This window comes from Thermoflexus sp., from assembly GCF_042408815.1.
GTDB lineage: Bacteria > Chloroflexota > Anaerolineae > Thermoflexales > Thermoflexaceae > Thermoflexus.
In genome coordinates this window covers 23,812-44,312 of the sequence record NZ_JBHOQR010000001.1, presented here as the reverse complement: position 1 = coordinate 44,312, position 20,501 = coordinate 23,812, and the positions used below count along the sequence as shown (strand labels likewise).

General features: G+C 63.1%; 9 protein-coding genes and 1 tRNA gene. 4 read left to right on the top strand and 6 right to left on the bottom strand.

Features of this window, described 5'->3' with window-relative positions:
* The first annotated feature begins 13 nt into the window (after nt 1-13).
* From ACFMO3_RS00165 to ACFMO3_RS00155, 3 genes are all read left to right on the top strand, one after another.
* Nucleotides 14-1,156: a hypothetical protein gene (locus ACFMO3_RS00165; RefSeq protein ID WP_376788409.1), complete on the top strand. Its 1,143-nt coding sequence runs from the start codon at nt 14-16 to the stop codon at nt 1,154-1,156.
* Between the two features lie 72 nt (nt 1,157-1,228).
* The gene (locus tag ACFMO3_RS00160; RefSeq protein WP_376788408.1) at nt 1,229-1,927 is read left to right on the top strand and encodes a Maf family protein; all 699 of its coding nucleotides are present in this window, start codon (nt 1,229-1,231) and stop codon (nt 1,925-1,927) included.
* A 36-nt stretch (nt 1,928-1,963) separates the two neighbouring features.
* Nucleotides 1,964-2,036, top strand: a tRNA-Asn gene (locus ACFMO3_RS00155).
* A 261-nt stretch (nt 2,037-2,297) separates the two neighbouring features.
* Here ACFMO3_RS00155 and ACFMO3_RS00150 read toward each other — a convergent pair.
* From ACFMO3_RS00150 to ACFMO3_RS00140, 3 genes are all read right to left on the bottom strand, one after another.
* Nucleotides 2,298-3,440: a helix-hairpin-helix domain-containing protein gene (locus ACFMO3_RS00150; RefSeq protein WP_376788407.1), complete on the bottom strand. Its 1,143-nt coding sequence runs from the start codon at nt 3,438-3,440 to the stop codon at nt 2,298-2,300.
* An 83-nt stretch (nt 3,441-3,523) separates the two neighbouring features.
* Nucleotides 3,524-3,997: an RpiB/LacA/LacB family sugar-phosphate isomerase gene (locus ACFMO3_RS00145; RefSeq protein WP_376788406.1), complete on the bottom strand. Its 474-nt coding sequence runs from the start codon at nt 3,995-3,997 to the stop codon at nt 3,524-3,526.
* 56 nt (nt 3,998-4,053) lie between these two features.
* Nucleotides 4,054-4,416, bottom strand: a complete 363-nt coding sequence (locus ACFMO3_RS00140; protein WP_376788405.1) for a hypothetical protein — start codon at nt 4,414-4,416, stop codon at nt 4,054-4,056.
* A gap of 255 nt (nt 4,417-4,671) precedes the next feature.
* On the opposite strand from ACFMO3_RS00140, the gene ACFMO3_RS00135 reads away from it, so the two are divergent.
* Complete coding sequence (locus ACFMO3_RS00135) at nt 4,672-7,905, top strand: ATP-binding protein (protein WP_376788404.1); 3,234 nt, start codon at nt 4,672-4,674, stop codon at nt 7,903-7,905.
* Nucleotides 7,906-8,038: 133 nt separating this feature from the next.
* Here ACFMO3_RS00135 and add read toward each other — a convergent pair whose 3' ends face one another.
* The 3 genes from add to secA form a co-directional block, all read right to left on the bottom strand.
* The gene (gene add, locus ACFMO3_RS00130) at nt 8,039-9,130 is read right to left on the bottom strand and encodes an adenosine deaminase (protein ID WP_376788403.1); all 1,092 of its coding nucleotides are present in this window, start codon (nt 9,128-9,130) and stop codon (nt 8,039-8,041) included.
* Nucleotides 9,131-9,210: 80 nt separating this feature from the next.
* A complete protein-coding gene (locus ACFMO3_RS00125; RefSeq protein ID WP_376788402.1) occupies nt 9,211-15,606 on the bottom strand; it encodes a GAF domain-containing protein in 6,396 nt (2,131 codons plus the stop codon).
* A 651-nt stretch (nt 15,607-16,257) separates the two neighbouring features.
* The gene (gene secA, locus ACFMO3_RS00120; protein WP_376788401.1) at nt 16,258-20,331 is read right to left on the bottom strand and encodes a preprotein translocase subunit SecA; all 4,074 of its coding nucleotides are present in this window, start codon (nt 20,329-20,331) and stop codon (nt 16,258-16,260) included.
* Between the last annotated feature and the right edge of the window lie 170 nt (nt 20,332-20,501).

Sequence of the window (20,501 nt, the reverse complement as noted above, 5' to 3'; positions counted from 1 at the left end):
AGGACATGCATCCATGTCTCGCTGGACCCGTCGGAGGCTTTTGAAACAGATGGGCTGGATCGGGTTGGGCATGGCGGCTGAGGCCTGTGCCCGTGCGCTCCAGCTCCCCACCCCTACCCCTTTCCTGACCCCCTCCCCCAGCCTCACCCCCAGCCCCTCGCCTTCCATCACGCCGACCTCAACCGACACGCCAGTGCCCGCTTCGCCGACGCCCGCGCCCACGCCTACCAAGACGCCCTGGCCGATGTTCTCACGCCCCAGCAAGCTGGGGATCGTCGTCCAGTGGTTCCGGGATGTCCATATCGTTAACCTGATCGTGAACACCCGGATGCGTGTGGCGAAGATCATCGACGATTTCGGCCGGGCACCGGAGATCAAAGCGGGATCGCCCAATACGATCCTGATCGGCCGGATCACCCACCACTTCGATTTCGGGGAGCATATCCGGGATGGGCGCACGGATATGCGGGCGGCCGCCGAGTGGTATGTCAACCAATTTATGGACAAATATCTGGCGAACCCGCACATCGATTACTGGGAGGGTCACAATGAGCCGCGGCCCCACAATCATGAGGTGATGCGCCTCTTTGCGCAGTTCGAGATTGAGCGGATGAGACTGATGGCTCAGCGAGGCTTGAAGTGCGCCATCGGAAACTTCCCGAACGGCTCACCGGATCTGGAGCTATGGGTCGATTTCCTCCCCGCTCTCCAAGTCGCCAAACAATTGGGCGGGATCCTGGCGCTTCACGAATACGCTTCGCCCACCCTGGATGCAGGGGTGGATCATCAAATCGGGGAAGGATGGTTCACCTTGCGCTATCGCAAGGCATATCGCTATATGGTGCCGCCCGCTTATCAAATCCCGATCGTGATCACCGAGATGGGGATCGATGATATCCCGACATTTCAGGGGCCTCCCCGCCGGGGCTGGCGGAACTACATGAGCTACTGGGAACAACAAGGGCACGGGAACCCCCACTTCTTCTATCTGCGCCAGCTGTGGTGGTATGATGAGGAACTTCAGAAGGATGACTATGTGATCGGGGCGACGATCTACATTGCTGGGGCTTACGAAGATCAAGCGTCCTACGAGATCATGGTGGAGCCCTTCCGGGAGATGTTTGAGGATTACCTCCGGGCCCATCCCAACCCTTAAAAAACATCCCTTGGGCTCGATCCGCCTCAACCCCATGGGCGGCCCCACCCCACCCATTCCCGATGATATCCGATGATCCCTGAGCGATGGGTTCTGGCTTCGGCTTCGCCGCGGCGCCGCACCTTGATCCAGCTCCTCGGACACCCGGTGGAGCTCCTGGCGGTTTCGATCGATGAGGCCCCGGCGCCGCATGAGCAACCGACGGCCTGCGCGGCCCGTCTGGCCCTCGCTAAAGCCGCCGCGGGGGCCCGGCTCGCCCCCGATGCTCTGGTCCTGGCGGCAGATACCGTGGTGGATCTGAATGGGGCGATCCTGGGCAAGCCAGAAGGGATGCAGGAAGCGCGGGCGATGCTTCAAGCTTTGCGCGGATGCCCTCATCACGTGCATACGGCCGTTGCGCTTTACAACCCATGGCGAGATGAGCTTCTTCTGGAAGTGGCCACCACCCAGGTCTGGATGCGATCCTACACCGATGAAGAGATCGAGGTGTATCTGGCTACAGGGGATCCCCTCGATAAAGCCGGCGCTTACGCGATCCAGCATCCGGGTTTTCAACCCGCCCGGATGGTGGAAGGCTGCTATGCCGCGGTAGTGGGGCTGCCCCTCTGCCACCTCGCCCGGGCCTTGCGCCGCTGGGGATGGTCTCCGCCGGAGGATCTGCCCACACGATGTCAATCTACCCTGGAGCACGTCTGCAGCGTTTACCCGGACATCCTGGCGGGGGGAGGAAACCGCCGATCGAAAAGCCCGGCGGGGCAGGAGGCTCCTTGACGCGCTTCCACTGAGCTTTTATAATTTTAATGACCTTCCCCGGTAGCTCAACAGGCAGAGCAGCCGGCTGTTAACCGGCGGGTTGGAGGTTCGAGTCCTCCCCGGGGAGTCAGAGGCCGCCGCTGGGCGGCCTTTTGTTTTTTACGGCTTGCGCTGCAGGAGGGCGAGAGGACCATCCGGGCGTGGATAGTGGGAGGAGGTGTCCATGTTTGTGGAAACCCCGCTCCTTCCGGAGAATTCTTCCGCAACCGATCTCTTCCTCGAGGACTACCGGTGCGAGATTTGTGGATTTCCCATGGAGGAGATCCACTGTAAACTCCGTTGCCCGAATTGCGGGCGGATGCGAGATTGCTCTGATCCCTGATCGATGTTAGCACATCGGCAGCGGAGGGGTTTGAGGCAGCCGCCGCCCGTTGAGGGTGATAAAAGGGGCCGCCCGCTCCGTAGAAACCCCGAGGGCTGTCAGGCTCTCAGGCCGGGTTAAACGACCCTCTCGTCGGGCCTGCAGGATCGCCCGCGCGGTTTTCGGGCCGATCCCCGGGACCCGTATCAATTCCTCGTAAGAGGCCCGGTTGATCTCCACCGGACAGTCCGCCAGCGCTCGACGCGCCCACGCTCGCTTCGGATCCTCCGCAAGGGGCAGGTTCCCATTCTCATCAAAGGGTAGCTCCTCCAATCGAAAGCCATAAACCCGCAACAACCATTCCGCCTGATAGAGGCGCTGGGCACGCAACGGTGGGGTTGGCGGGAGATCCTCCAGCGGCGTGTCGGGCACCGGCCGGAAGGGGGAATAGTAGACGCGAGCTAAACCGATCTCCCGATGCAGCCGCGCCGTGGTTTCCAGGATCTCCCGATCGCTCTCCCCCGCCGCCCCCACGACCAGCTGGGTGGTCAACGATGGCCAGCGCCCGGACCAGGCGAGCGCGCGAGGCTCTTCCTGACGGATTCGCCCGGCGATATAGAGCGGCCCTTCCAGCTCCACCGTAAAGGCCTTGTGAGGCGCCAGACGGGACAGCCGCTCCGGGTTAGGGGCTTCCAGATTGATGGACACCCGATCCGCCCAGCGCATGGCCGCCCGCACCTGATCCGGCTCCGCGCCAGGCATTAATTTAAGATGAAGGTAGCCCTGGTAGCCATAGCGCTGCCGGAGCAGCTCCGCGACCACGAGCAACCGATCCTGAGTCCGCACCCCTCCCCCCAGGATCCCCGAGCTCAGGAACAACCCATCCACCAGCCCCCGCTGATGCATCGCGTGGAAGGCGCGAGCCAGTTCATCCGGCTGGAAAGTGGCGCGGCGGAAGGACCGGCCTGCCCGAAACGGACAGTAGAAACAATCCCGTTCGCATGCGGAGGTTAACAGGACTTTCAGAAGGCGGACAGGACGGCCATGGGCCCGCGCCTCATATATACAATCCATTAGCGGCAGCCGGGGCCGCCCGGAGGGATCCGTCTCCTCTGCCGGTTCCCAGATCGCCGCCTGGGTCAGGAGCGCCAGCTTCGTCTCGAGATCCATGGGAACTCCTGCTCTTGCGGCCCGATAGACCATAGCGAAGAATTAAAAAGCCCGGTCTGATCGGCCCAAAGGGCCTCCGGGAATCACCCGGTGGTGATGGGCTCAGAAGTCTTCCAGTAGGTCCGCTCGATCTCCGCAACCTGGGCCAGGCAGGCCTCATCTTCCGGGTTCGGGATATAACGGGTGTTGAACCAAGCGTCCAGGATCTCCCGGGCGATCGCCTCGGAGGTCCGGCGCAAACTCATACAGAGCACATTGGCGTTGTTCCACAGGCGAGCCCCTCGAGCCGTCTCAGCGTCCTCGCAGAGCGCGGCCCGGATCCCCGGGACCTTGTTGGCGGCGATGCTCACCCCAGTCCCCGTCCAGCAGAACAGAATCCCCTCATCCGCCTCTCCCCGCGCGACCTTCTCCGCCACGATCCGGGCCACCTCAGACCAGGATTGCCGGACACCGGCGAGAGGACCGACCGGCTCCACCTCGAACCCTCGCCGTCGCAGCTCCTCTAAGACGACATCCGTCACATGGGTGCGCTCATCGCTTCCAACGACGATGCGCATGGCCACCCCCCCTTTCAGGCGTATGACGCCGGCCCACCGGGCCATTCCGGCGCGCCTCACTCCGGACATTCGTGCTGAATCCCCTCCACCCAAGCCAGGATCCGACCCAGCAGACCCGGATCCAAGCGCGAGGCGTCCAGGCAAGCCCGGGGCTCCAGATAAGCGTCCAGAATCCACACCTCTGGGTTTCCTGGAACGGAAGGGAACAGCCTGGGATCCCTGAAGCAGATCACGCGATCGGAGGTCGCCGGCGCAGGAGTGATGAGGATCAGGGTTGCTCCGGATTCAGCGATCGGTTGATGGGCCGCCTCCCACCACTGGAGGCGCTCCGGTTCAGACTTCGGTTCCAGAGCGACGATTACCGGCGACCGGTGGCGATAGGGCTGCAGTTGATCCCTTACTTGAGGAACTGGAAACACCGGATCCCTCTCCTTTCCCTCGCTCGAATTCGCTTTCATTATACTCCGCAGGCTGCGGAAAGCGATGGGGCAAGGCAAACGGTACGGTTTGAGAGCAGAGAGCGTGGGGGGCGATCCATCGCCTCGGCAGACTTTCCCCACGGATAAAGCCCCGCTCGCACCGGGCCAATCGATCGTTTCCCCTGAAATCGCAATCCGGGTTAAGATGGCCAGCGGGAACGGTGAAGATAGGATCGCCCGAAGGGGGGCGGCCTCATGCGGCTGGAGTTCTGGAGCTTCCCAGGCAATTGGACAGGGCCCGGCTCCCTGTGGGGGTGGGGATGGACGATCATCGGATTCCTGGCCCTTTTCGGCTTATGGCTCAGACGGCCGCACCATTTCCGTGCCTGGAGGGAACTCCGACTTGCCGAAGTGGGGGGCTTTCTGCTTCTGGCCCTCCTGACCGGTCTGACCCCTGTGCTCACCTGGGAATTCCCGGGCCTTCCCTTCCGGGTCGGCTTTCCGGTCCTGCTCTGGCTGCCTTATTTGATCTGGGGCGGACGGCTTCGGCCGGGCGCGCTGGCGCTGGCCGGGTTGATGATGGGTGCTGTCATCGGATGGATGGGCGATGGCCGTTTCCTGCACCTCCCCTGGATCATGGCTCTGGACGCAGCCCTGATTGGCGGATTGCTTGCCCAGAATTACGCGGGGCGTTTCTTCCGTATCCTGCGTCAACCGCTGACGGCCGCCATAGCGGGCTGGATCGCATGGATGTTTCTGCAATCTGTTTCCTGGGGTAGCTTTTACGCTTCATGGCCTGAGGCCCTGGACGGCACCTGGACACTGATCACGGCCATCGCGCTCCCCTCGTGGGCCAGCGCCTTGATCTGCGGGCTGATCGCCCAGGGGCTCCATCTCCGATGGCCCCGGATCTTTTCCACCGGCCAGCCTCCCCAGTGGCCACTTCATGCCCGCCAGATCCAGGCGCGCTTCCTCTTCCTCTTCTCGAGCTGGATCGCCGCCATGGTCATGACCCTCTTTCTGTTCCTGACCGCTATCGCCATCCGCCAGGCGGATAGGGAGCAGGCGCAAGCGATCAACCAGGGTGTCAGCCGTACGGGTGAGCAGATCGCATATTTTCTGCACACCGGAGAAACCCTTCTGTCCGATCTGGCTACCCTGGGCATCCCCCGAGGCGAGGCTTCTCCGATCGTTGCCTCCATACTTCAGCGCTTCGTTCAAACCGGGCCGATTTACCATGCCGTCCTGCTGGTTGGAACCGAGGGAGCGATCCTGGCCGCCTATCCGACGGGAGAGCCGGCATGGGGGCTTTCGACCTTCGAACGTGCAGCGATCGCCCAGAGCCGTGCGGCTCGTGCAGTGATCCGCACCGAAGTCCATCGCCTTCCAGATGGCACACCGGGCCTATCTTTCGTAGCGCCGCTGGAGGGAGATCCCCCTACCGCCTTCCTGATCGGGCGGGTACGGATCACGGAGCACCCGGCCCTCCAGGAGGCCCTGGCCTCTCTGAGCGGGGGTCTGCCGGCCGGCGAGGGATTCCTCATCGACCGCCAGGGACAGATTCTGCTGCACCCCGATCCCCAGCGCGTGCTGGACATCTTCCCGCTCCCCACATCCTCCCTTCCCGGACCTCTTGACATCGCGCAGCGATCCCCCACAGGGACCATTACCGAGCTCCACCTTCGCCAGGTTCCAGGAACGGACTGGTGGGCTGTTATCCGTTACCCCCGATCCGCGCGGATCCAGCGAGCCCTTGAGCGGATCCTGCCTGCGGGGATCTTCCTGGGAGGATTCAGCGCGATCGGCGCCCTGCTCTTGAATGCTCTGAGCGGGCATGTAGCGAAACGGCTGGCGAAACTGGCCGCCGCAGCAGGGCGCATGGTGGAAGGAGAGCTGGAGAAGCCCATCCTGATCGATGCACCGGACGAGATCGGATACCTGGCGGAAACCATGGAACGCATGCGCCACGCTTTACGAGCACGGCTGACCAATCTCTCCCTGCTGCTGGAACTGAATCATCGTCTGGTGGAGACCCTCGATCTGGCGCATGGTCTGTCCGAGGTCGCGCGGTCGCTGGAGCAAGCGGTTCCATCCTCGGCTGCCCGCATTCTCATCCCCGGATCCCATGGAGATCTGCGGGTGTTCACCGCGACCGGCGAAGGGCATCCGGGGCCCCTCGATGAGGCCTGCTGGGAGCTGGGTCATGAGCGAAGAGAACCCCTCTGGGTCGAGCACGTGCTTCGCCACCCGGAACTCCCCTCGATCTTCCGGCAGGAAGACCGGGGACGGGCGCTGGGGATCCTCCCGGTTTACTGGGGGGAGGATCTCGTAGGGGTCGCCTGGATCGCCTTCCCGCAACCCCGGCGGGTGACTATGGCGGAACAACAACTGACCCACTTGATCCTCAGCCAGGCGGCGGTATTTATTGCCCGGGCCCGTCTGCAGGAGGCGGCTTTAGCCGAACGCGAACGGCTCCGGGCGGTCTTGGAAAGCAGTCCGGATGTACTGATACTCATCGATCGGCATGGGGATCTGCTTTACCTGAACCCACCAGCAGAGCGTTTCCTGGGCCTTCCAGCCTCCCGGGTGCTCGGCCATCCGGTGGCCTCGCTCCTGAAGGATGTGGAGCTGCGCGAGCTGCTGGATGAACCGATCCCCCCCGGGCAGATCCGGAGCCGGGAATTTCGACGGCCCGATGGTCGGACGTTCTGGGCGGGGCGCTACGATCTGCGCCTGGAGGACGGTCGGGAGATCGGCAGGTTACTGCTTGTGCGGGACATCACGCCTTTCCAAGCGCTGGATCAGTTGAAGTCCGATTTCATCGCCGCCGTCTCCCACGACCTGCGCTCTCCCCTCACTTATATGCGAGGCTTCGTCACGATGTTAGGCATGGCCGGACCCCTGACCTCTCGCCAGCAAGAGTATGTAGAGAAAATTATGAGCGGCATCGATCAGATGACACGGCTCATCGAGGATCTGATGGATCTGAAGCGGATTGAGGAGGGGATCGGCCAGCGAGGGATCTGTCGCCTGAGCGACCTGATCCGCGATGTTTTCCATGAGATGCGTCCCCATGCGATGGCCCGAGGGCTGCGGATGAGCATGGAGATCCATGGGCATGGGATCGTGAAAGGAGACCCCATGTGGCTGCGCCGGGCGATCACAAACCTGGTCGACAATGCCATCAAATACACTCCAGAAGGGGGGAGCATCTCCCTGGGTGTGATCGAACAGAACGCCGAAGTCGTGGCCTGGGTAAGGGATACAGGGCCCGGCATTGCGCCAGCCGATCAGGCCCGGATCTTTGAGAAGTTCTACCGGGTGCGCCGTAAAGAGACCGCCCATGTGAAAGGAAGCGGCCTGGGGCTGGCGCTGGTGAAATCGATCGTGGAATGGCACGGAGGACGAGTCTGGGTGGAGAGCCAGCTGGGCCAGGGCAGCACTTTCTACATCGCCCTCCCGATGACCGGGATCCCCACCAGCGCATAACGCCATCGGCCTGCCCGGTTCAAGGAGGGCGCGAGGGATCCCCTCGGGGGCTCCCTCAGATGGCCTGGCCCTGAAATCCATTGCCTTCCGTATGAGCCAAACGGCGCAAGTCCCAAGCCTAAAAACCCGGGATTCACCTCCCCTCCTCCAGGCGCCAGCCCTGCTCGATACTCTGGATTCCCTTCCGGAGGCGTTGGGCCAGCGCCTGACGCTCCTCCGGGCCGAGAAAAGCAGCCTCCACGGCATTCTCCAGGATCCGCAACAGGTCCTTCCACTGCAAACCCATACCCGCCATCGCGAATAGATATTCATCGGTTAACATCGTGTCGCTGATGCTGGGATCATCTGTGTTCAACGTGACCTTGAGGCCTAACCGATAGAGATCGGGTAGGGGATGGTCGTGGAAACCCGCAACGGCACCGGTCTGCAAATTGCTGGTCGGGCAGATCTCCAGAGGGATGTTTCGCTCACGCAGCAATCGGAGGACCTCAACATCGTGGATAGACTGGATCCCATGGCCGATGCGGTGAGCGCCCATGATCCGGATCGCGTGGCGGATGTTTGCCGGAGGGCCCACTTCCCCCGCATGGACGGTCAGGAAAAGCCCCTGCTCCCGGGCCCACCGGAAAATCGGCACCAGATCCCTTGCGGACGCGCGAAGCTCATCCCCCGCCAGATCCAGCGCCACCACCCCCCGGGAGCGATAGGCAACGGCCAGACGGGCGATCTGCCAGGCCAGCTCCGGATCTTCCCCCCGCACAATGGTCAGGATCATACGTACCTGAATGTCGAACTCATGCCGGGCCTGCTCCACACCCTCCAGAACCCATTCAATCACTTCCTCCAGATGAAAACCCTGAGCCTGCGCGAGCGCCACGGGGTTAAAACGAAGCTCCAGATAGCGAACATGATCCAAAGCGGCGTCGGCGACTGCTTCATAAGCCATTCGGCGGATGACCTCCTCGCTGGTGTAAAACAGACGAAGAATTCGGAAACGGGCGAGGAAGCGGTGAAAATCCGCGGCCTCGCTAACGGTGAACCGAATGAGGGACTCCAGCTCTGCCGTCCCCAGATGCAGCTCCAGGGGGATGGAATGACGACGGGCGATCTCCATCAGGGTGCTCAAGCGGAGGGAGCCTTCCAGATGCCGGTGCAGATCGACTTTGGGAAGGCGATGAAGCAGGGAACGCCACCCATGCGCCACTGGACCACGCCGCAGGCGCATCCGCACGCGCTCCGGGAATCCCTCCAGGGATCTTGACCCCTTATCCTCGCGACCTCGCATCGCATTCATCGTTGGATGACCTACGATTCGCCGAAGAGAAACCCCAACAATTCATCGGAAGGCGCGGTCGGCGGCTTGGGGATCGTGAAATGGAAAGTGCTCCCCTTTCCCAGCTCGCTTTCCGCCCAGACCTGGCCGCCATGGGCTTCCACAATCCGCTTGACAATGGCCAGGCCCAACCCCATCCCGCCGAACCGCCGGCGGGTGGATCCATCCACCTGATAAAACCGCTCGAAGATGCGCTCCAGTTTATCCGGCGGGATCCCAATGCCCGTGTCCTGAACAGACACGAGCGCATGATCCTCCAGGTCTTGAACGCGAACGGTGATACGACCCCCATTTGGGCTGAACTTCACCGCATTATGCAGCAGGTTATCCAGGACCTGGGAGAGCCGCTCTCGATCCCCCCAGACGATGACCGGTCCCCCGGGATCCTCCACGGCGAACTCCAGGCCAGACGGGGAGGCCGTGAGCTGGAAGTTTTGGACAGAGACCCGGGCCAGGGCCGCGATATCCACCGCCTCAAAGTTGAGCGTCCCTCGCTCGATCCACTGAAGGGTGAGGATATCGCCGACCAGCCGGCTCAGCAGGTTCGTCTTCTTCGCGATGATCTCCACCGCCTCTCGCTGCGCATCGGTTAACGGCCCCATCGATCCGTCCAGCAGGAGATCCGCATACCCCTTGATGAAAGTCAGGGGAGTCCGGAGCTCGTGAGAGACGTTCTGTATGATTTCATCTTTCAGGCGATCCGCCTCCTGAAGCTCTTCGTAGGCCCGACGCAGCTCCTCCGCATGGGCCCTCAATTCGTAGAACAAACGGGCGTTCTCAATCGCAGCCGCCACCTGCGTGGCCACAATGGTCAGCAGACGCTCATGCTCCGGCTGGAAGGCGTTAGGGATCTCGTGGTCCACCGAAAGGGCGCCGATGACCCGATCGCCAATCGTCAAGGGGACGCACAACAACGAGCGAACCGAGGGATCGAACACCACGAAACGAGGATCCTCCCGGGTATCCGGGACATAGATCGGGCGCTTCTGCTGGACGACCTGGCCGGCGATCCCCTCGCCGATCCGCAGGCGAGCCTCCTGCCGCCAGCGATCCTTGACCCCGGCAGCGGCCCGGATCTCCAGCAGCTCCGTGCGAGGGTTGAACAGCATAATATTCGCCGCCCGACAATGAAGGACCTCCCGCAGGGTCATCACCACCGAATCCAGCAGGATCCCCAGATCCAGCGTGGTGCTCATGCGGCGGGCAAACTCGTATAGCGTGGTGACCTCCCGCAGGCGCTGGGCCGTCTCGCGGTAAAGGCGAGCGTTTTCCAGGATCACCGCCAGATGGCCTGCCAGGATGCTCATCAGGCGCAGATCCTCCTCCGTGAACGCGTTCAGGCGCGGGCTCTCGGCGTTGAGCACACCGATGATCCGGTTCCCGATCTTCATCGGGACGGCCAGCTCAGAGCGGGTGCCGGGTTCCACCTCCACATAATCCGGATCCTGGGTGACATCCGGGACCAGAGCAGGGATCCCTGTCCGGGCCACCCGGCCGGTGATCCCCTGATGGATCGCGAGGGGAACCGAGATCGCTGGTTCGGAGAACCCATAATGCCCGAAGTTGCGGAGACAGCCCGTTTCCTGCTCCAGCAACAGGCACTCCACCGCTTCAAAGCCCAGCGTTCGCTGGATGGCGAGGAGAGCCTGATGGACCACGCGCTCCGGATCCAGCGTGGCTGTCGCCGCCGTGATCACCTCGTAGAGGACGCTCAGCTCAGTCAGGCGACGACGAATCTGATGAAAGAGCCGTGCGTTCTCCAGGGCGATCGCCAGCTGCCCGGACAGGGCGCCAAGCAGACGAACGTGATCATCCCGAAAAGCCCTCGGTTCGGAGCTCTGGACATCCAGGACGCCGATCAGGCGATCCCCCAGCAAGATGGGAACGGCCAGCTCCGCCCGGGTCTGGGGGATCCGCGGCAGGTATCCCTCATCCGCCTGGACATCCAACACCCGCACCGGGGATCGGGTCGCCGCGGCGCGTCCCACCACACCCTCCCCCAACCGCAGGCGATGGGCACGCCAGGCTTCTTCCTCTCGCTCACCTGTTTGATACCGCACCAACTCATTCGGGTCGGCGGGATCCGTCAGGAAGAGAGCGATAAACTCGAAGGCCGGCTCCTCCTGAAGCAACCGGAGAATCTGACGGACCAGCGCATCGAAATCCGTGACGTGCACAGCAATTGCGGAAGCCCGGTGGAGGATCTCCAGCTCCCGCAGGCGGCTCACGGCCTCTTCATACAGGCGGGCGTTGGCGATCGCCACCGCCACCTGATCGACGATGGTATTGAGCCAGCGGAGCTCATCCGCACCGAACAGACGAGGGGATTCGAACACCACGTGCAGAGCGCCAATCACCCGGTCTGCATGCCGGAGCGGGAACGCCGCAATGGCCCCAATCCCCCAGGCCTGCGCCTCAGGGTCATGGAACAGCGGATGTACGGATGTGTCCGGGATCACCAGCGGACGTCCCGTTCGGACCACGGTCTCGGTGACCCCTTCCGGGCGCGGGCGGGGCGCTTCGAGGAGAATCTCCCCCTCCCTCGTGAGGGTCATCCCTGAACGCCAGCGCTCCTGCTCCTCCTCTTCGCTGAGCAGGTGGATGTATACCCGATCCGCGTGGGTGTACCCTATCAGGTGCCGTCCTGCTGTCTCCAGCACCCAGCGGAGATCCAGCGTGGACGTGACCTGGGCGGCCATCTCCTGAAGGGCGCTGAGTTCGGCGATCCGCTTCTGCGATTCCTCATAAAGCCGCGCGTTGTGGAACGCCAGGCTGATGTGATCGGCCAGCGAGCGAAAGATCAGCTCATCCTCACGCAAGAAAGCATGAGGATGAGCAGAGAAAAACGCGAGGACGCCGATGATCGAGCCCTCCATGCGCAAAGGAACTGCGATCATCGAGCGAATCGGATCGGTTCCTCCAGATAGGAGAGAGAGATCCTCCTGATCCATCAGGGCATCCGTTATCCACACCGTCACATCCTGAACAAGGGCCCGGGCGAGAGGTCCTGTCAGCGGCCGGACGGTGCCCTTCACGAGGTATTCGGATAGCCAGCCCGCCGAGGCCGCAACCTCCAGCTGATCCGGCTCCGGCCCCTTTATGAAAACCGCCGCCCCCTCGCCAATCATCTCCTCAACGGCCATTCGCACCGCGATCTCCAACACTTCCCCGGAGCGCAAGGTTGCAGTCAACGCATGGGAGATCCGGCTCAATGCTCCCTGCAGGCGGGCATGCCGCTGCGCGGCCTCATACAGCATGGTGTTGGCCAGAGCCACCCCGATCTGATCCGCCAGCGCCCGGGCTAGCTGGATCTCCTCCTCAGTGAAATGGCGAAGCCGGGTATCACTGAGCTCGATCAGCCCGATCGCGCGACCCCGCACCCAGAGCGGAAGCATCAGACATGTCTGATAGCCAAAGCGCCGCATCCACGCCTTCTCATGGGGGTCGGCCTCTGGATCATCCATCCGGACGATCAGGAAGTCCCCCTCCTCCAATAGGCGTGCGGTCGCTGGATATTCCGACAGAGGATAAGGATGGCCGATCTCCGGCAAACTGGGATCTTCCCCCAGCCGCTCCGGGGGAGTGTAATCCGCGTAAACCACCAGGGCATCGCCTGGGGGATTCAGAAGTGAGATGGTGCAGTTGGTGACCTGGAGCACACTGGCCAGATGACGGGATGCCTGCCAGAGGACCTCATCGGTGCTGAGTGTGGAAGCGGCCAGGGCCGCTCCTACGACCAGCGTGCTCAGATCCCGGATCCGGCGTTGGGTATCCCAATGGAGGACTGCGTTCTGGAAGGTAACCGCCACGTAGGAGGCCAGGAGCTGCATGACCTCCTGTTCTTCCGCCTGAAAATCCCTCTCCGCATCAACCAGGAGCGTGAGGTAACCCAGAAACCGCTCCCCATGCCGCAGGGGCACTCCCCATACCTGGGCCTCCGAGCTCCCTCCGAACCATCCCGCATCGCCATCCTTCACCAGCAGGCGGGATCCCGTCGGGGGCTCATCGAAAAGGGCGCTCCCTTGCTCCCGGGATAGACGCCGCCCGGGAGGGTATCGCTCGGGATCTGTCGTGGCGCGCAGAACCAGATCCCGCCCGGAGGGTTCCCAGATCCAAATCTGGGAGCCCTCCGCATCGAAGAGCTCGCAAGCCGTCCTGACGGCTTGATCAAGGATGGCCTCCGGATCCATCTCACGAGCCAGCTGCGCCATCGCCTGACTCAGCCGGGCCATGAGCCGGCTTCGGCGGCGCTCCCGCTGGTTCATCCGAGCCGTTTCCAGGATCGCCCCGAGCTGATCGGCGATCGCCAGGATGAACGCCTGTTCGGAGGAGGTCAATGGCTCCGGGCGTGAAGAGACCAGGCCCAATAAGCCAATTGTCCGATCCTGCGCCCGAAGTGGAGCCAAGACCAGGGCCCGCATGCCCTCAGGCCATCCCGCCCCCGGCGACCGGTGGATCTCGACTCGATCGGCCCGAAGCGCTTGATCCAGTATCTCCGGAGGCAGCTGCGCCATCAGCGCCCGCACCGCTTCCGGATCGCGCCCCCTCACATACCATCCTTTCCCTTCACCTTCCGACAAAAGCAGCCACCCTCCCTCGAGGCCCAGATCCTCCAACAGCCATCCCAGGGCTTCCTCAGCCAGTCGGGAGACATCGGGGATCAAACCGGACAGACCGATCATCGCCTGGAAAGCGGCGAGCTCGTGAGCCATCCGCCGGGATCGCCCCAGCAACTGGAAGGCATAGATCATAGAGGCGAGCAGCCCGCTTAAGGCCTCTACAAGGCGCGCCTCCACCTCTGTCCTCCCCGAGATCGGCTGACTTCGTCCAAGGATGATCAGGCCCAGCAGGCGGCCTGCAAAGCGCAGCGGGATCCCATCGACAGAGGCAAAGGCGGAGGCCGGCAGCAGATCCTTCAGAGGATCCGGGAGATGGTCCCACGGGATCCCTTGAAAACCCTGCGTTCCCATCAAACCCTGAAAATTCCACTGCATAGCATGAGGAACCCATCCCTCAGGCTCGTCCGTTAGACTGACTGCCATGATTGCAGGAAGGGGAGAGTAAGCCTCATCGGGCAGGAGCAGGATCCCGGTCTCCGCGCGGGCCAGTTTCAGGAGGATTCTCAGGGCCAGGCGCAGCCCCTCCTCCGCATCGGTGGTCTGAGCCACCTCGCGACCGGCTTCCGAAGCTTGAGCGACCGCCTGATGATATCGCTCCCGCTCCGCTCGGGCGGATTGCAAGCTCCTCGCGGTCACCAGGGCGATAGCGATCTGATTGGCGATCAGAGTCAGCAGATCGCGTTCCATGGAGAAAGCTGGACGGGGCCATCGGTAACCCAAGGCCAGAAGAGCGATCGGAGTTCCCTGATGGATCAATGGGAGCATCACCAGCGTGCGAACGCCGATCGCCTCCACAATCCCCCGCGTGATAGGCGCCAGCAAGGCGGTCCGGGTATCCTCGATATACCAGGCATAGCGATGGGCCAGGAAGGCCATATAAGTGGGCTCATCCATCTCCAAATGGCCGAATCGGGCCGCGAACCCCTCATCCAGGCCGAAGCCGACCAGCAAATCCATGCGCCGACCATGAACCTGATAAGCCGCTCCCACATCAGCTTTCCATATTTCCATCAGCAAATGAAGGGCACTGGAGATGAGCGCTTGAGGGTCGTGGAGGTGATGGCCCAGCTCGGCCAGCATCCCCAGGGTCTGGGAGAGCTCCCGTTGAAGCCGCTCCTCCGCACTCGAGGCGATCTGGCGGATCACACCCCAGGAGGGGCCGGGGGTGGCCAGCCAGCGGGCCTGACCGCGCTCCCCCTGGGATCCGAGGACGATCTCCCAGATCACCGGAAGGCCCTCGTTAAAGAGCCGGCGCCACGCCTCCTCCAGCGCCCCCCGTTGAGCCGGATCGATCCAGTCCCAGAGCGAACACTCCAGGAAATTCGCGCGCGGGATCTGCCAGAAAGCGGAGGCAGCGGCGTTCAGCCAGAGGACCCTCCCTTCCAGGTCCAACACATACAGAGGATCCTTGATAGCCTCCCATTGAGCCAGATGCTCAACCGGAATCAGGGGATCGAGATGAAGCCAAAGGATATGGGGAGAACGCCCTATTGTAGCGATAAAGCGAAAGGGGAAAGCCCGGGGGGTCAACCAGAGAGATCCGGCGAGGGGCTCCCGTTTCTGGGCCGCCTCTTCCAGAACAGACCAGGAAGGGGCGACTCTCAAGATGCATTCGGTCGCCCGGAGAGGTCCCCGGCGTTCCCGCCACGCTTCGAGGTGGGCAGCGAGCTGTTCGTCCGGAAGGAAGCGACCGCTGCGCAGGTCCAGACGAGCCCTGAAGGGGCTCGAAATCCTCTTTGACCGACCCATCCCCATCTCCTCATCCGAAATACAGATGGCCCCCTCCAACAGGCCCAGGAGCCCCGGGGCATTTCCATGCGCTCAGCGCTCACGACATCTGTTGCTTGACTCCGATCCGGGTTGGGAATCGTTCTGCCCCTGCCTGCCCGGGCGAAAGCGTCGGGGCGAAAACTCCTTCTATCGGATAACCCCGCCAAAGGCCAGCCAGAACGGCCACCAGGAACCATAGGAGCGGCAGGATAGCCCCTCCCTGGGGCCCTCCGGGCTTCGGGAAGACTTCCTAATGTATTTTAAATGCAATACCGCCGGCGCGGGTCTCGAGAGAGGGAAGACCGGCGAGATCCTCAGACCACGGCGGCACCCGGGTGGGAACAGATGGATGCCCAGGCGGCGAGGAGGTTGGAGTAAGGAGAGGGGAGCCACTCCCTGGCCCTCCGATTTCAGCGGACCCCCACCCGGGGTTGTGGAAGAGGGAGCTCCCCAGGGCGAGCGGAGGGGTCACCGGAAGGATCGTGGGAGATCCGGGCGGAAGCCACTGACCCCAGGGCTGAGGCTGATAAACAGGATGAGCCCACGGAGCAACAATCGCATGCTCCTTCTCACGCTCGCCCCTTGATCTTCGACACTGTATGACAGGCCAAGGAGAGGCCTCCTAATTATTCATCGGCGACGGCGTTCGGCTGTCGATGAGGGAGTTGAGGTCGTTCCCGGCAGAGGGGGCGCTCCCGGCCGGCCATGACAATGCTTATACTTCTTGCCGCTGCCGCATGGGCACGGATCGTTCCGCCCGATGGAGCGGGAGGCAGCATCCGAATGGACCTGCGCTCGGGACGCGGGGACACCCCGGCGTTCTCGGGCCATGGCCTGGCCGGTGGGCGCGATCAGGAAAAGCCGCCGCACGGTTTCCGCCCGGATGTTGGTCAACAGATCCTGGAACATCTCGAAAGCCCGCCGCTTGTATTCGACCAGCGGATCCCGCTGGCCGAACGCCTCCAGCCCGATCCCCTGCCGCAGGTTCTCTATCGCCGTGAGATAATCCACCCATAGTTGGCCGATCAAGCTGAGCAACAGGTTACGGGCCGCGGTGGAGAAGGCCCGACGCCCAAAGAACCGGATGGCTTCCTCCTGGAGCCCCGACGGCCAGTGCCCGAAGAGGGTTTCCGCGACCATCGTCCATCGTTCCGCCCCCAGCCAGCTCATCAGGCTGAGGCGGGTTGCCTCGTCCAGATCGACGGGCCGCTGTTCCGCCATCGAAACCCATACCGAACGGCCCAACTCCTCCTCACGGGCTTCCAGCACCCCGCGGAGATGCTCCAGGATCCGTGGGCCGCGCTCCGATGCGGGGATCTCCTCCAGCAGCTGCCCGGCCAGATAGGAGAGCGGGAACACCACCTGCGCATATGTCACCCGCTGATGGGTCCGGGCATCAAAGGCAGTCTGCCGGGTGAACTGGGCTTCCCAGAGCGCCTGCGCCAGTGCGACCGGGTCCCGCTGGCCGTTCAAGCGATCGGCCAGGATCCCTTCCACCTCCCGAAGGTGGGCCTCCAGTCGAGCCTGGGTCTCCCGAAGAATCCCCTCACGGATGATCTCGGCCAGTTCCTCCCATGGAGCTTCCATCAGATCCATCTCCCGCAGGGTGAGACCAACGCCTGCTCGCCGGGCCGCCGCGGTGAGGGCTTGCATGCGCAGCGCGCGATGCCCGGCTTCCCGTACGGCCTCCATCAGGTGCTCCCGGACCTCCTCCGGCGCGGCGGCCCGCAGGCCTTCCAGCCGGATCTCCAGGCCGGTCAGCTCACGCACTCGCTCCATGAGGTTGCGCAGATTCAACCCCTGGCGGCCTTCCGATCCTTCCTGAAGCCAGTCCTCAAACGCCCGCTCCGCCGCATCCACCCAATCTGAGAGGGTATCCCGGCTGCGCTCCGCCACTGCCTGGACGGCCCGGGCTGCTGCTTCCGCCCAGTGAGCGGCCGCTGCCCGCGCCGCCTCATGAAGCAATCCGGCGACCTTCTGGAGGGAAGGCTCCCCAGACGCCAAGCGCTCCAGGAGCAGGGCCAGGCTGAAGGAAGGAAGGAATCGACCATCGCTCAGCACCATCGGTGGCTGAACACTGTCCAGCCACTCGATGACCTTCCATCCCTCGCCGGGCTTCATCTGCTGAAGCCGGCGTCCGACCTCCGCCTCCACCATCGCCCAGAGATCGTCATGGAGATCGTCCCGCAGAAGCAGCCGGAGGCGCTGGCCGTAGATCAGCTCGCGCTGACGGTTGAGCACATCATCGTATTCCAGCAGGTGCTTGCGGATATCGAAGTTGTAGCCCTCCACTCGCCGCTGAGCCTCCTCAATGGTTTTGTTCAGCCAGGGATGCTCCAGTGGCTCATCGTCATCTCCCCACACGCGCTCCATCCAGCCGCGCAGGCGATCCCCGGCGAACCGCCGGAGCAGGTCGTCCTCCAGCGAGAGATAGAAACGGGAGGAGCCTGGGTCCCCCTGACGGCCGGCGCGGCCGCGCAACTGATTATCGATCCGCCGCGCCTCATGGCGCTCCGTGCCGAGCACGTGAAGGCCCCCAAGAGCCTTCACCTTGCGCTCGCCCTCGATATGCTCCAGGAAACGCTGCACCGCCTCCCGATACAGCCCATATTGAGAGGGATCCAGCTGGCGCAGCGCCGCAGCCCGCTCCTCAAACGTCATCTCATAAGGATTGAACCCGGCCCGACGCAGGACCCGGTTGACATCCCCCAGGACCTCCTCCGGCAGCTCGCCGCCCAGTTTGATGTCCACACCACGCCCCGCCATATTGGTGGCGATGGTCACCGCTCCGACCCGGCCAGCCTGGGCGATGATGCGTGCCTCCCGGTCGTGATGACGCGCGTTCAACACCTCATGGGGAACCCCATGCTCCAGGACCCGTCGGAGCCGATCCGGCTGGTCCACCCGCCACAACGCCGCGAGATGCTCCAGATTGGCTGGGGACAGCGGATCCGGATCCAGCCCCAGGGCCCGGGCCCAGGACCGGAGCTTCCCTCCAGGCAGTTTCTCCGGCGGCTGGCCGAGAAGCCCCCGCTCCTCCTCGGAGAGCAGGACCTCCTTCCCCTCGGCCTCGCGACGCCGCAATGCATCCTTCACCAAGTCCACCAGCGCCAGCCAGCGCAGGCCCTCGGCTTGCAGACGCTTGCTCAAGTAATCCGAGGCCTCCACCGAAGTGGTCCCCACCAGCACTGGCCGGCCCATGGTGTGCATCTGGACGATCTCCCGGAGGATCGCCCGGTGCTTGGCCTCCTTTGTTCGATAGATCACATCGGGGTAATCCACGCGGATCATCGGACGGTGGGTGGGAATGACCACCACATCCAGCCCGTAGATCTTCTGGAACTCCTCCGCCTCCGTCGCCGCGGTGCCAGTCATCCCGGCCAGCTTCTCATACAAGCGGAAGTAGTTCTGAATGGTGATGGTGGCATAGGTAACGTTCTCCGGGCGGATGGGCACGCCTTCCTTCGCTTCAATCGCCTGATGCAGGCCATCGGACCAGCGGCGGTCCGGCATGAGGCGGCCGGTGAACTCGTCGATGATCACCACCTGACGCCCCTGCACGATGTAATCACGGTTGCGATGATAGAGGAACTGGGCCTTGAGGGCCTGCTCCAGGTGGTGGATCATCTTCATCTGTTCAGGGGTCAGCTCCTCAGGGCGTTCTGGATCGAAGATGGGTTTGCCGATGAGCTGTTCGACCCGGTCATAGCCGGAATCGGTGAGATGGACTGTCCGGTGCTTCTCATCGATCTCGTAATCGCCAGGCCGCAGCTGCCTCACGATTTGAGCCCACCGGATATATTCCTCGGTCGCCTCCTCCGCCGGGCCGCTGATGATCAGCGGCGTCCGCGCTTCATCGATGAGGATATTATCCACCTCGTCCACGATGGCATAACGATGTGGACGCTCCAGCCGCTGGACCCGCGCCTCCAAGGTGAAGGCCATGTTATCCCGAAGGTAATCGAAGCCGAACTCATTGTTCGTCCCGTAGGTGATATCTGCCAAGTAGGCTTCCTTGCGCGAGACGGGACGCAGTTGGGCGAAATCCTCCTTTCCCCCATCGTAATCGGGGTCATAAATGTAAGCATTGCCCTCCCCGGCCTGCAACAGCCCCACCCGAAGGCCCAGCATATGGTAAATCGGCCCCATCCAGCGAGCATCCCGCCGGGCCAGGTAATCGTTTACCGTCACCAGATGAACACCCAGCCCCAGCAGGGCGTTGAGGTAGAGGGGTAGGGTGGCGACCAGGGTCTTCCCTTCGCCAGTCTTCATTTCAGCGACTTTGCCGAAGTGGAGCGCGATGCCGCCCAGCAGCTGCACATCGTAATGCCGCAACCCCAGGGTCCGTTTTGAAGCCTCCCGCACAGCAGCGAAAGCCTGGGGGAGAAGCTCCTCCAGGATGGCCTCCTCCGCCTGGCGCAACTCGGACAGGCGCTGCTTCACTTCGTATTCCAGCTGAGTGCGCCGATCCGGATCCCGCTCTACCAGCCAGGACAGATAGGCCCGGCGATAGGCCTCCCGATGGCCGGCGATCGCCTCCGCAATTTGCGTCCGGAACCGGTCGGTCATCCCTCGCAATTCGGCATCCGTCAACTTCTCGAACTCCGGCTCCAGGCGATTAATGGCCTCCACCAGCGGCGCCCACCGGCGCAACCAGCGATCAGATGAATCCCCCAGGATCTTCCCCAGGATCTGTTTCAGCATCGCTCGCCTCTCCGAACCCATATTGAGTCTCGCGTTTGCATGGATCCCGCTCCCCGTGAGGGTGGAGGGGTGAGGCGGGACCCTCCCAGCGGCCGGCCCAGCCTCGAAAGCGGCTGGGGAAAGCCAGCGGCGCCGCCCCCATCCATGCGCGCAGGATCGAGCACCGTCCG

Excerpts from the sequence above, each read along its gene's own strand:
- ACFMO3_RS00150 (WP_376788407.1), bottom strand. The coding sequence starts at position 3,440 with ATGGATCTCGAGACGAAGCTGGCGCTCCTGACCCAGGCGGCGATCTGG.
- ACFMO3_RS00135 (WP_376788404.1), top strand. The coding sequence starts at position 4,672 with ATGCGGCTGGAGTTCTGGAGCTTCCCAGGCAATTGGACAGGGCCCGGC.
- ACFMO3_RS00160 (WP_376788408.1), top strand. The coding sequence starts at position 1,229 with ATGATCCCTGAGCGATGGGTTCTGGCTTCGGCTTCGCCGCGGCGCCGC.
- ACFMO3_RS00145 (WP_376788406.1), bottom strand. The coding sequence starts at position 3,997 with ATGCGCATCGTCGTTGGAAGCGATGAGCGCACCCATGTGACGGATGTC.
- secA (WP_376788401.1), bottom strand. The coding sequence starts at position 20,331 with ATGCTGAAACAGATCCTGGGGAAGATCCTGGGGGATTCATCTGATCGC.
- ACFMO3_RS00165 (WP_376788409.1), top strand. The coding sequence starts at position 14 with ATGTCTCGCTGGACCCGTCGGAGGCTTTTGAAACAGATGGGCTGGATC.
- ACFMO3_RS00125 (WP_376788402.1), bottom strand. The coding sequence starts at position 15,606 with ATGGGTCGGTCAAAGAGGATTTCGAGCCCCTTCAGGGCTCGTCTGGAC.
- add (WP_376788403.1), bottom strand. The coding sequence starts at position 9,130 with ATGCGCCTGCGGCGTGGTCCAGTGGCGCATGGGTGGCGTTCCCTGCTT.